The sequence below is a fragment of the Pseudomonas sp. HP_14 genome (assembly GCF_055283875.1).
The window spans coordinates 17,631-31,677 of sequence record NZ_JBTOQI010000016.1; the positions used below are offsets into that span (position 1 = coordinate 17,631).

At 60.3% G+C, this 14,047-nt stretch carries 2 protein-coding genes (1 of these 2 running past the window's edge); both read left to right on the forward strand.

What is annotated here, in order from left to right:
• On the forward strand, positions 1-12,924 hold the 3' portion of the coding sequence (locus ACYASS_RS12910; RefSeq protein WP_463586416.1) for a non-ribosomal peptide synthase/polyketide synthase. Its footprint begins 4,836 nt before the window's first position; only the last 12,924 of its 17,760 coding nucleotides appear in the window; its start codon lies beyond the left edge, outside the window; its stop codon occupies positions 12,922-12,924.
• Between the two features lie 92 nt (positions 12,925-13,016).
• Positions 13,017-13,976, forward strand: coding sequence for an alpha/beta hydrolase (locus ACYASS_RS12915; RefSeq protein ID WP_463586417.1), 960 nt, complete (start codon positions 13,017-13,019; stop codon positions 13,974-13,976).
• Positions 13,977-14,047: the final 71 nt, after the last annotated feature.

Below are 14,047 nucleotides of genomic sequence, written 5' to 3' on the forward strand. Positions count from 1 at the left end.
GTCAACCAGATGTGCGTTGACGTCGAGAACCTCGATGCCGAGCGTTTCCGGCAAGCGTGGCAAGCCGTCGTCGAACGACATGACATTCTGCGCAGTGCCTTCCTGTGGCAGGGCACGCTGGAGCAGCCGTTACAGGTCGTGTTCAAACGCGTCGAGCTGCCGTTTCAGGTTCTCGACTGGCGTGATCACGCCGCGCCAGAGCAAGCATTGCAGGCTCTGGCGGACAGTGATCGGCTCGCCGGGTTTGATCTTGGCAAGGCCCCGTTGCTGCGGCTGACACTGGTGCGCACGGCCGAACAACGTCATCACCTGATCTACACGAGCCACCACATTTTGATGGATGGCTGGAGCAGCTCGCAGTTGATCGGTGAAGTCCTGCAGCAATACGCCGGTCAGCCCGCACAACCACAAACCGGCCGTTATCGTGATTACATCGGTTGGTTGCAACGTCAGGACGTGACGGCCGATCAGGTGTTCTGGACGGCGCAAACCGCTGATCTTGCAGCGCCGACCTTGTTGGCTCAAGCATTGCAATCGGCCTCGCCGGGCAGCGGTTTTGCTGACCATTACCTGCGCCTTGAGTCCGGGCAGACCCGCGCGTTGGCTGATGCTGCGCGGCAGAGCAAAGTCACCTTGAATACGCTGGTGCAAGCGGCCTGGCTGCTGACTCTGCAACGCTTTACCGGGCAGCGCACGCTGGCCTTCGGTGCAACAGTGGCGGGGCGTCCGGCAGACATTGCCGGTATCGAGCAACAGATCGGCCTGTTCATCAATACGCTGCCGGTGATTGCCTCGGCGACGCCTGAGCAAGCGTTAGGGGCCTGGCTGGTCGATCTGCAATCGCGCAACCTCACCTTGCGTGAGCACGAACATACGCCGCTGGCCGATATTCAACGCTGGGCCGGACAGGGCGGTGAAGCGCTGTTCGATAACCTGCTGGTGTTCGAAAACTACCCGGTGTCCGAAGCGCTGCAGCAGGGGGCGCCCCAAGGGTTGAGCTTTGGTGAAGTACGCAGCCGCGAACAGGGTAACTATCCGCTGACCCTTGCGGTCAGCCTGGGTGAATCGTTGTCAGTGCATTTCCATTACCAGCGCGAGCATCTGGACGCTGAAGCCATCGAGCAGGTCAGCGCCCATTTCGCGCGCGTTTTGCAGCAGTTGTCGATGGCGGTCGGCGAGACGCTATTGGGCAGCCTGCAAGGTGGCAGCCCGGCAGAACAGCAACAAGCGATTCAGGCCTGGAACCCCCGGCCACAACGTTTTGCCGTCGAGCATTGCCTGCATGAGTTTATCGAAGCTCAGGTCCAGCGCGCGCCTGATGCGGTTGCCTTGAGCTTCGGCGATGAGCACGTCAGCTACGGCGAACTCAATCAGCGAGCCAACTGTCTGGCGCATCGTTTGATCGAGCAAGGCGTCGGCCCTGATGTACTGGTCGGTCTGGCGGCTGAGCGTTCGGTGCAAATGCTGGTCGGGCTGTTGGCGATTCTCAAGGCGGGCGGCGCTTATGTGCCGCTGGACCCGGTGTATCCGCAGGATCGTCTGGCGTACATGATTGAAGACAGCGGTCTGCGGCTGCTGCTTGCCCAGCCACGCGTCGTTGATCAATTGCCAGACCTTAATGGCGTTGCAACTTTGCTGCTGGATGCTGACCTCAGCGCTTACAGCAGCGAAACGCCTGCGGTCAGCGTCGGGCCGGAAAATCTTGCCTACGTGATTTACACCTCCGGTTCCACGGGGCAACCCAAGGGCGCAATGCTCCCGCACAGCAACGTGGTGCGCCTGTTCAGCGCCACTGAGCAGTGGTTCAACTTCAACGAAAACGATGTCTGGAGCCTGTTCCACTCCTACGCGTTCGACTTCTCGGTCTGGGAAATCTTTGGTGCGCTGCTGCACGGCGGCCGTCTGCTCATCGTGCCCCACGAAACCAGTCGCTCACCGGAAGATTTCCATACGTTGCTGTGCCGCGAAGGCGTGACGGTGTTGAATCAGACGCCATCGGCCTTCAAGCAACTGATGCAGGTTGCGGTCGCATCGGATGCGACACCTTCACTGCGTTACGTGGTGTTCGGCGGTGAAGCTTTGGATGTCGGCAGCCTGCGCCCCTGGTTTGCTCGTTTCGGCGATCAGGCCCCGCAACTGATCAACATGTATGGCATCACCGAAACCACGGTGCACGTGAGCCATCGCCCGGTCACTCTGGCAGACCTGCAAGCCGGGGCAGCAAGCCCGATTGGTGCGCCGATCCCCGACTTGTCCTGGTATCTGCTGGACGCTGATCTGCATCCGGTGCCGCGTGGCTGTGTCGGCGAGCTGTATGTCGGGCAGGCGGGTCTGGCCCGGGGTTACCTGAACCGCGCTGGCCTGACCGCGACGCGCTTTGTGCCGAGCCCTTTCGACGAGCAGGGCGGGCGTTTGTATCGCACAGGCGACCTGGCGCGCTATTGCGGCGATGGCTCTATCGAGTACATCGGGCGTATCGACCATCAGGTGAAAATTCGCGGCTTCCGTATCGAGCTGGGTGAAATCGATGCTCGCCTCAATGAGTTGGCGAGCGTTCGCGAAGGTCTGGTGCGGGTTCATGACGCGGCCAGTGGTGCGCAACTGGTGGCGTATATTGTGCCGCAACAGTACAGCGCTGAAGCGCTGGAGCAGGCAGCGTTGCGCGACGAGATCAAGACGTCGCTGCGTGAAAACCTGCCGGACTACATGGTGCCTGCGCACCTGCTGTTCCTGGAGCGCATGCCGCTGACCGCCAACGGCAAGCTGGATCACAAGGCATTGCCAGCGCCGGATGCCGGTCTGGCACAGCTTGATTACGTCGCGCCACAAAGCACCCTTGAGCAGCAGATCGCAGCGGTTTGGCAGGACGTGCTGAAGCTTGAACAGGTCGGCGTTACCGACAACTTCTTCGAGCTGGGTGGTGATTCGATCATCTCGATTCAGGTGGTCAGCCGTGCGCGTCTGGCAGGTATTCGCTTCACGCCTAAAGACCTGTTCGAGCGCCAGACCGTGCGCGCACTGGCTCAGGTGACGCAACTGGGCGAGGACGCGCTGACTATTGATCAGGGACCGGTGACCGGTAACATGCCGCTGTTGCCGATCCAGCAGTGGTTCTTCGAGCAGGACATTCCGGACCGTCATCACTGGAACCAGTCCGTGCTGTTGAACCCGCGCCAACGTCTGGACGCGCAAGTGCTGAGCCAGGCCGTACACGCCTTGATCAATCATCACGATGCCTTGCGTCTGACGTTCGCTGAGCCTTTCAATCTGGGCCGCTTCGATGCAGCCCCGGCGCATTCGCCGTTGTGGTGTGAAACTGTCAGCGACGCGACGCAACTTGAGACGCTGCTGAACAAAGCGCAACGCAGCCTCTGCCTGCCACAAGGCCCGCTGCTGCGAGTGGTACTCGCCGAGTTGCCGGGCGGCGAACAACGCCTGTTGTTGGCGATTCACCACTTGGTGGTGGACGGCGTTTCATGGCGGATTCTGTTCGAGGACCTGCAGGGCGCTTACCGCCAGATCGAATCAGGCAAACCCGTACAATTGCCGGGTAAAACCACTGCTTTCCAGCACTGGGCGCAAGGTTTGCAAGACCTGACACGCAACGGCGGCCTGTCGTCGCAACTGGGTTTCTGGCAGTCTTTGCTGAGCGGCGCGTCGACAGACCTGCCGTCCCTGAACGACGCTGCCAGCCTTCGGGCCAGCGAGAGCACCAGCGTCGGCGCGAAGCTCTCGGCCGAGCTGACCCGCCAGTTGCTGCAACAGGCACCGGCGGCCTATCGCACGCAGGTCAATGACCTGCTGCTGACCGCCCTGGCGCGAGTCATTGCCAACTGGACCGGACGTGACGACGTCCTGGTGCAACTGGAAGGCCATGGCCGCGAGGCACTGCTGGAAGACGCCGACCTCAGCCGTACGGTGGGTTGGTTCACCAGCCTGTTCCCGGTGCGCCTGACTGCGCAAGCCGGGCTGAAACACTCGATCAGGCACATCAAGGAACAACTGCGCTCGATCCCGGACAAAGGCATCGGTTTTGGTGTACTGCGTTATCTGGGCGACGAAGCAACCCGCAATAGCCTGCGGGCATTACCGACGCCACGCATCACCTTCAACTATCTTGGCCAGTTCGATGGCAGCTTTGACGATGCGGATGCATTGTTCGTCCCGGCCCGGGAAAACAGCGGGGCCGATCAGAGCGCCGATGCGCCGCTGAATAACTGGCTGAGCATCAACGGTCAGGTGTTTGCCGGGGAGTTGAGCCTGGCCTGGACCTTCAGTGCCGACATGTTCGCCGAGCAGGCCATGCAACAACTGGCCGACCAGTACATCGCCGAACTGACTCGCGTCATCGAGCATTGCTGCGATCCGCAGCAGGCCGGGCTGACGCCGTCTGACTTCCCGCTGGCGCGCATCAGCCAGGAGCAACTGGACGCGTTGCCGCTCCAGGCCGCTCAGGTGGAAGATATCTACCCGCTGGCACCGATGCAGCAGGGCATGTTGTTCCACACCCTGTATGAAGAACAGGCGGGTGGCGACTACACCAACCAGATGCGTCTGGATGTGGATGGCCTTGATCCCGAGCGTTTCCGTCAGGCCTGGCAGGCAGCCATGAACCAGCACGCGATTCTGCGCAGCGGGTTCTACTGGCAAGGCGGTCTGGAACGTCCGCTACAGGTGGTATTCAAAGACATCGCCATGCCGTTCACGGTGGTCGACCTGCGCCACGCAACCGATCTTGCCCACGAACTGCACAGGCTGGCCGATGCTGAGCTCAAGGCTGGGTTTGACCTGAGTCGCGCACCTTTGCTGCGGCTGGTGGCCGTGCGCGTTGCCGAGCATCGTTACCACCTGATCTACACCAACCACCACATCCTCATGGATGGCTGGAGCAACTCGCAGTTGCTCGGTGAAGTGCTGCAACGCTATGCCGGTGAATACCAGGAGCAGCACAGTGGCAACTACCGCGATTACATCGCCTGGTTGCAGGCTCAGGATGCAGCCCTCAGCGAGAAGTTCTGGCAGGAACGGCTCAGTGTGCTGGACGAGCCTGCCTGGCTGACCCGCGCCCTCGACTTGCCCGCGCAAGAAGCTGTTGAGGCCCACGGCGACCACTTCGAAGTGTTCAGTGCCGAGCAGACTCGATTACTGGGCGAGTTTGCCCGTCAGCAAAAAGTCACCCTCAACACCGTGGTGCAATCGGCGTGGTTGCTGCTGTTGCAGCGCTACACCGGACAACGCTCGGTTGCCTTTGGCGCGACGGTTTCCGGGCGCCCGGCAGGGCTTAAAGGTGTCGAGCAGCAGATCGGTCTGTTCATCAATACCTTGCCAGTCATTGCTACACCGCAGCCGGAGCAGTCGGTGAGTGATTGGCTGCAGTCGGTTCAGGCGGATAACTTGGCGCTGCGCGAACATGAACACACACCGCTGGCGGATATTCAGCGCTGGTCAGGGCTGGGCAGCGACGCCTTGTTCGACAGCATTCTGGTGTTCGAAAACTACCCGGTGTCGGAAGCTCTGCAACAGGAAGCGCCGCAGGAATTGACCTTCGGCAAGGTCGACAACCACGAGCAGACTCACTATCCACTGACCCTGATCGTCGGTCTGGGCGAAACGCTGTCACTGCATTTCAACTATCGCCAGGCGAATTTTCCGGTGCACACCGTGCAGCAGATCGCTGGCCAGCTTCGGCATGTGCTGCTGCAAATGGCTGCCAGTCAGGCCGGGCAGCGCTTGAGCGAGCTGACGTTGCAGGACGATGCGCACATCGAAGCAAGCCTTGCTCAGTGGAATCCGTCGACTCAGGTGTTCCCGGTCGAGCAGTGCCTGCATCAATTGATCGCCGCGCAAGCAGCGCGCACACCTGAAGCGGTGGCCGTGTCTTTCCGGGATCAGAGCCTCAGCTACCAGGCGCTGGACAGCCAGGCCAACTGCCTCGCTCACCTGCTGATCGAGGCCGGAGTCGGGCCGGACGTTCGTGTCGGTATTGCCGTGCAGCGCGGGCCGGGAATGATTGTCGGCCTGCTGGCGATCCTCAAGGCGGGCGGGGCTTACGTGCCACTCGACCCGGATTATCCGCAGGATCGCCTGGCCTACATGATTGAAGACAGCGGGCTGTCGTTGTTGCTGACTGAAAGCCACTTGCGTGAGCAGCTGCCGATTTATGCATCGGTACGCACCTTGCTGATCGACACGGACCTGTCCGCACAGCCGAGCCACGATCCTCAGGTGTCGGTGAGCCCTGACAACCTTGCCTACGTGATTTACACCTCCGGTTCCACGGGGCAACCCAAGGGCGCACTGCTGCCGCATAGCAACGTGGTGCGTCTGTTCAGCGCCACGGAGCAGTGGTTCAACTTCAACGAAAGCGATGTCTGGAGCCTGTTCCATTCTTACGCGTTCGACTTCTCGGTCTGGGAAATCTTTGGTGCGCTGCTGCACGGCGGTCGTCTGCTGATCGTGCCGCACGAAACCAGCCGCTCGCCGGAGGACTTCCATACGTTGCTGTGCCGCGAAGGCGTGACGGTGTTGAATCAGACGCCATCGGCCTTCAAGCAGCTGATGCAAGTTGCGGTCGCATCGGACGCGACACCTTCACTGCGTTACGTGGTGTTCGGTGGCGAAGCGCTGGATGTCGGCAGCCTGCGCCCCTGGTTTGATCGTTTCGGTGAGCAAGCCCCGCAACTGATCAACATGTATGGCATCACCGAAACCACGGTGCACGTGACCTGGCGCCCGGTCAGTCTGGCAGACCTGCAAGCCGGGGCGGCAAGCCCGATTGGCGAACCGATTCCTGACTTGTCCTGGTATTTGCTGGACGCTGATCTGCATCCGGTGCCACGCGGCTGTGTCGGCGAGCTGTATGTGGGGCAGGCGGGTCTGGCCCGTGGTTACCTGAACCGCGCAGGCTTGACCGCCACGCGCTTTGTACCGAACCCGTTCGAAGCGCAGGGCGGGCGCTTGTATCGCACCGGCGACCTGGCGCGTTACTGCGCCGATGGCTCCATCGAGTACATCGGGCGTATCGATCATCAGGTGAAAATTCGCGGCTTCCGTATCGAACTGGGTGAAATCGAAGCGCGTTTGCGTGACAGTGCTGACGTCCGTGAGGCTGTGGTGTTGGCCATCGACGGGCTGAGCGGTCAGCAACTGGTGGCGTGGATCGTGCCGCAGGTCTTCGAGACTGGCGGGCAAGCCGGGCTTAGAGAGCAGATCAAGGAAGAACTCAAAGCCACGTTGCCGGACTACATGGTGCCTGCGCATCTGCTGTTTATCGAACGTATGCCGTTGACCGTCAACGGCAAGCTCGATCGCAAGGCGCTGCCAAAACCCGACGCCAGCCTCGCCCAACAACACTACGTGGCGCCGCATAGCGAACTGGAACAAAGGCTCGTCACGATCTGGCAGGACGTGCTGCGCCTGGAGCGTGTGGGTCTTACCGACAACTTCTTCGAGCTGGGTGGCGACTCGATTGTGTCGATTCAGTTGGTGAGTCGGGCGCGTCAGGAGGGGATTCGTTTCACGCCCAAAGACCTGTTCGAGTGTCAGACCGTTCAGGCTCTCGCGCAAACGGCGCGGTTGGAGGATGACGCTCCAAGCCTGGATCAGGGGCCAGTGACTGGTGAAATGCCACTGGTGCCAGTCCAGCAATGGTTCTTTGAACAGGATATCCCTGCTCGTCAGCACTGGAACCAGTCAGTGCTACTGGCCCCGCGTCAGGCGCTGGATGCTGATGTGCTGGACACTGCTCTGGTTGCGTTGGTCAATCATCATGACGCCTTGCGCCTGACGTTTGCTCCGTCCATCGAGGGCGACATCGGCTCCTTTGGTGCTGTCATCGACGGTCATGCGACGCAAATGCTGTGGGCAGAGCAGGTGGGTGATCCTGCGCAGTTACCGCTCCTTTTCGATAAAGCCCAGCGCAGCCTTGATTTGCACAATGGCCCGCTGTTGCGTGCAGTGCTGGCTGACTTGCCTGATGGCGAACAGCGCCTGCTGCTGGTTATTCATCACCTGGTGGTGGATGGCGTGTCCTGGCGGATTCTCTTCGAGGACCTGCAACGCCTGTACAACCTCGCCCTTGAGGGTGCGCCAGTGCAACTGCCTATGCGCACCAGCAGCCTCAAGCGCTGGGCTGAGCGCCTGCAGGAACATGCATCGACGGACGCGATGCAGCAACAGATCAGCTATTGGCAAACGCAGTTGCAAGGTGTTCCGGAGGGTCTCCCTGATGTCCGTCGTCAAGACGCGCAGCAGGTTCGTCATGCCGCCACTGTGCACTGTCATCTCGACCAGGTAACGACCCGCCACCTGTTGCAACAGGCTCCAGCGGCCTACCGCACTCAGGTCAATGATCTTTTGCTGACGGCGCTGGCGCGGGTAATTGCGCGTTGGACCGGACATGCCGATGTGCTGATCCAGCTGGAAGGGCATGGCCGTGAAGATCTGTTCGACGACATTGACCTGACCCGCACCGTGGGTTGGTTTACCAGTCTGTTTGCCGTGAAGCTGACCGCGCATGCGCAGTTGCCAGCCTCCATCAAGAACATCAAGGAGCAGCTGCGTGCGGTGCCGCAACGTGGGCTGGGGCTGGGCGTGTTGCGTTATCTGGGCGATGCGCAGACCCGTCAGGCCCTGCAAGGTGTTGCGACGCCAAGAATCACTTTCAACTACCTCGGCCAGTTCGACGGCAGCTTTGACGACAGTGACAGCCTGTTCAGGCCGGTCTCGGAAAACAAAGGGATCGAGCGCGATGAGTCGGCTCCGCTGGATAACTGGCTGACCATCAACGGGCAGGTCTACAACGACACCCTTGAACTGGGCTGGACCTTCAGCGAGCAGATGTTCGATACAGGCTTGATTCAGGGTCTGGCCGACGAGTTCTGCGTAGAACTGCGCGCGGTAGTCGAGCATTGTGTGGTTCGACCGGTTCAGGCTTTTACCCCCAGCGACTTCCCGCTGACACGCCTGACGCAGGCTCAGCTGGATTCCTTGCCTGTCCCACTGGCGGCGGTCGAGGATATCTATCCACTCTCGCCGATGCAGAGCGGGATGTTGTTCCATACCCTCGAAATGCCGGGCGAAGCGTTCTACATCAGCCAGGTCAACGTGGCTGTTGACGGGCTGGACGCACAGCGTTTTATCAGCGCGTGGAACACGGTTATCGGGCGGCATGAAATCCTGCGCACAGGCTTCTGGGCAGCAAGTGACCTGGCCGAACCGGTGCAGATTGTTTATCGCAACGCTCAGTTGCCAGTACGACAGCTGGATTGGCGCGACCGCAGTCACCTCGAAACCGATCTGCAAGCGCTGGCCACCGAAGACTGCGAGCAGGGCTTTGATCTGCTCAACGCGCCATTGATCCGCCTGACACTGGTTCATCTGGCGGAGCAGCGTTACCAGTTGATCTGGACCAGCCACCATATCCTCATGGATGGCTGGTCCAGCTCACGTCTGCTCGGCGAGGTCTTTCAGTGCTACGCCGGACAGGCGTCAGGGCCACGTATCGGGCGCTATCGCGATTACATCGCGTGGCTACAGGCCCAGCCTGCAAAGGTTCTGGAAACATTCTGGCAGTCCCACGTCCAGGCGCTGGAAGGGCCGACGCAACTGGCGACTGCGGTTTATCCACGGCCGGATGCAACGCTTAGTGGCCACGCTGCGCATTACCTGCGTTGGGACAAGGCAGCGACCGACCATTTGCGTGAGCGGGCGCAGGCCCTGCGTGTGACACCGAACACCTTGGTTCAGGGCGCCTGGCTGTTGCTGTTGCAGCGCTTTACCGGGCAGGCGTCGGTGTGTTTTGGCGCCACGGTCGCCGGACGTCCGGCTGCGGTGAGCGGTTGCAATGAAATGCTTGGGCTGTTCATCAACACCTTGCCCATCGTTCAGGCGCCTGAGCCACAGCAGCGGGTAGATCAATGGCTGGCGCAACTGCAAGCGTTCAACCTTGAAGTGCGTGACCATGAGCATGCATCGCTGGCCGATGTGCAGCGCTGGTCGGGCCATGGTGGCCGACCTTTGTTCGACAGCATCGTTGTGTTCGAGAACTTCCCGGTGGATGAGCGTCTGCGCGACACCGACAGCCATCAACTGAAGTTTGGCGAGTTGAGCACCCGTGATGTGACCAACTATGCGATGGACCTGGCGGTAGAACTGGCGCAAACCCTGCAGATCGAGTTTCTGTACTTGCGCAACAGCTTCACCGATGAAGGCGCTGCGCAGGTCATGACCTGTTTCGAGACCCTGCTGAACGCCTTGCTGGAACAACCGCACGCGACCCTTGGCAGCCTGTGCATGATGGACGCTGAAGATGCTTTGATCCGTCAGGAGGAGGGTGGCTCGAAGCAGGCAGACAGCGATTCACTGCCTGCACTGATTGCCCGTCACGCGCAGGTTGATCCGCACGCGATGGCCGTGGTCTGTGGTGATGAGGTGCTGACGCGCGAGCAACTCGAACAGCGGGCCAACCAGCTTGCTTACGCGCTGCATGGCTTGGGCGTGGGGCCGCAGTCGGTGATCGGCGTCGGTCTGGAGCGCTCCGTTCAGAGCATTATTGCGCTGTATGCAGCGCTGAAGGTGGGCGCCGCTTACGTGCCGATGGACATCGATTACCCGCGTGATCGCCTGGAATGGATCATCGAAGATTCGGGTATGCAGGTATTGCTCAGCCACAGCTCGTTGAGCGACCGCTTACCGTGTCCGCCCTCTGTCACCCGGGTGAATATTGATGAGTTGGGCAGCGTGGCGTCACCGGTTGATTTCCCGGCGAGATCCGTTAGTGAGCAAGCACTGGCTTATTTGATCTACACCTCTGGCTCAACCGGCAAACCCAAGGGCGTCGCTGTAGCGCGCGGTCCATTGCGCCAGCATTGTCAGGCGATAGCCGAACGCTATGAAATGGATGTCGATACCCGTGAGTTACTGTTCATGTCCTTCGCCTTCGACGGCGCTCAGGAGCGCTGGTTGTCGACGTTGATCAGTGGTGGTCGACTGGTGGTCCGGGACAATACGTTATGGACGCCAGAGCAGACGTTTGATGCGTTGCATGCTCATGCGATCACCATCGCCTGTTTCCCGCCTGCCTATCTTCAGCAACTGGCGGAACATGCTCAGGCACACGGTAATCCGCCTCCGGTAAGGATCTATTGCTTTGGCGGCGATGCAGTGGCTGATGCAAGTTTTGAACTGGTCAAGACTGCGCTCAAGCCACGCTATATCACCAACGGCTACGGCCCGACTGAAACCGTGGTGACGCCGTTGCTCTGGAAGGCTGACGTCGATGCCCGCTGCGAAGCGGCTTATGCACCGATCGGTACCGGCGTCGGGCAGCGCTCGCTGTATGTGCTGGATGCGCAACTCAATCGCGTGCCGACCGGTGTCGCGGGTGAACTGTACATCGGCGGCGAGGAGCTTGCGCGCGGCTATCACCGTCGTCCGGGATTGACTGCCGAGCGCTTTGTAGCGGATCCGTTCAGCCAGACGGGCGGGCGGATGTACCGCAGCGGCGACCTGGTGCGGCAACGAGCTGACGGGGTGTTTGATTACCTTGGACGACTGGATAACCAGGTCAAGATCCGCGGTTTCAGGATCGAGCTCGGTGAGATCGAAGCCTGCTTGCGTGAGTCGCCTCTGGTACGCGACGCCGTGGTCATCGCCCGTGACAGTGCGGGCGGCAAGCAACTGGTAGGTTATGTGGTCGCCTCGTCGCAAACCGGGCTGGCCGAGCAACTGCGCGCCCGGCTGCAAGAGCGTCTGCCTGACTACATGGTGCCAGCGCAGTTGATGCTGCTGGATCGACTGCCCTTGAACCCTAACGGCAAGGTGGATCGTCTTGCCTTGCCTGAACCGGACTTCAAGGGCGGTCAATATGTGGCTCCCCGCAATGCGCTGGAGAGGCATTTGGCGAAAGTCTGGCAGCAAGTGCTTGAGGTCCCTCAGGTTGGCATCACGGATAACTTCTTCGAGCTCGGCGGCGATTCGCTCCGGACCCTCAAAGTCTTGAGCAAAGTCAGGGCATTGCAGTTGCCGGATTTCGAGCTGAAATTGCGCGACATGATGAGCAAGCCGACCATTGCCGAATTGTCTGGCTACCAGGCTCAGACCGAACTGGATCCTGTCCTGTTATTGAATGCTCCGTCCCCAGGCGTGCCTGCTCTGTTCTGCATGCACGCCGGTTACGGGACAGTCTTTGACTATGAGCCCCTGGCCCGTCGTCTGGATGGCGAGTGCAGTGTTTACGGTGTGCAATGTCGCATGTTGCTCGACCGCGACTGGCAGGACGCTTCGTTGCAATCCATGGCCATTGATTATGCCCAGTACATTCGCCAGAAACAGGCCGAGGGTCCCTATAACCTGGCGGGCTGGTCACTGGGCGGTGCGTTGGCCGTACTGGTGGCTCAGGAGCTTGAGAGTCAGGGGCAAACGGTCAGCTTTGTGGGTTTGATCGACAGCTTTATTCCAGGCGCTGAAAGCGGGTCGTCGATTGACGGGCAACACGAGTGGACAAGTTTCCTGACCTCGGTTCTGGGTCAGGCACCTGCGCAAACTCTGCCTGTTCCCGACAAGCCCGGTAGAGAACAGCTCGCGGCGATCATTCAGCAGGCGCGGAGCGAGTGTGCCAGTCCAGACGGTTCCAGTGCCTACGCGGCCTTTGATGCAGATGATCTGGCGCAGACCTTTCTGGTCGGCATGCACCTTGCCGTACTGGCAGGGCAAGCTGAGCCGTTGCCGCCGGTTGCCTCGACGGTTCACTGCTGGTGGGCTGAGACTACGGATGAGCAACTGCGCGCTTCATTCGAACGAACCCTGACTGATCAGGGGCAAAGTACCTCGGTGGCCGCAGACCATAACGGCATCGTGAGTCACGGGTATTTCCTGCAGACCTTCCTGAAAACACTGGAGCCGGTGCCGCAGATGGAGACATAACGAGCGCCAATACCTCAATCACGCTTTATCGAAAGGACAGCCCTGCCAGCCAGGGCTTTGTCGATGCCTCATCTGTAATCAAAGGATTTTCCATGCCAGTACATCCCGATCTAGCAGCCTTTCTCGAAATGGCGGAATTCGGCCGTTTGAGTGGCAGCAGCAAGGCGCTGCATGAGCTGACGGCGGTTGAAGCCCGTGAGACGTTTGAACTCACCTCCGAATTGTTCCAGAGCCCTGTACCTGAGGGCGTAAAGGTCCAGGCGCTGCGACTGCCTGCACGAAATGGTCGCACGCTCTCGGCGCGGCTATACCGTAAGCCTTGCGGTGACCCGAACGGGCAACCGGTGTTGCTGTTTTTTCACGGCGGCGGTTATGTCGTGGGGAGCTTGCAGACTCACGATTCAGTTTGTGCGCAATTGGCGGCGGCATCCGGTTGGGCAGTGCTGGCAGCAGACTATCGGTTGGCGCCGGAGCATCCTTTCCCGGCTGCATTCGAAGACGCGGAAGATGCCGTGAATGCGATCCCGGCGCTGGCCAGCGACTTTGCCTTGAATACCGCACGAGTGGTTTTTGCGGGGGACAGCGTGGGCGCCAGCCTGGCCGCATCGTTGGCTATTCAGGCTGCGAACACGCAGAGTCCTTTAACGGTTAAACCCGTCGCACAACTGCTGTTTTATCCCGTGACTGACATGAGTCGCGAGCAGCAATCACATCGCACGTTCGCCGAGGGGTATTTGCTGGAAAGCCTGACCTTGCAATGGTTCTATCGGCAGTACTGCCCTGATCCGGCGAGTCGCCTGGACTGGCGTGCCTCACCGTTGCTGGCAAGGGATATCGCAGATGTCGCTCCCGCGTATGTGAGCCTGGCGGAGTTCGATCCGTTGTATGACGAAGGCGTGTTGTTTGCCGAGCACCTCAAGGAGCATGGCGTGCCGGTGCACCTGGAGACGGAGCACGGGCTGACCCATGACTTTCTGCGGATGACAGACATGGTTGCCACGGTGCCTGAAATTTATCATCGGGTGGGGGCGTGGCTGCAGCTTCAGCACTGAAGGTAAGGTCGTAAGCGATACGGCAGTTGAGGCAATAAAAAACCTGGCGCGGTGACCCGGCCAGGTTTTTT

Excerpts from the sequence above, each read along its gene's own strand:
- ACYASS_RS12915 (WP_463586417.1), top strand. The coding sequence starts at position 13,017 with ATGCCAGTACATCCCGATCTAGCAGCCTTTCTCGAAATGGCGGAATTC.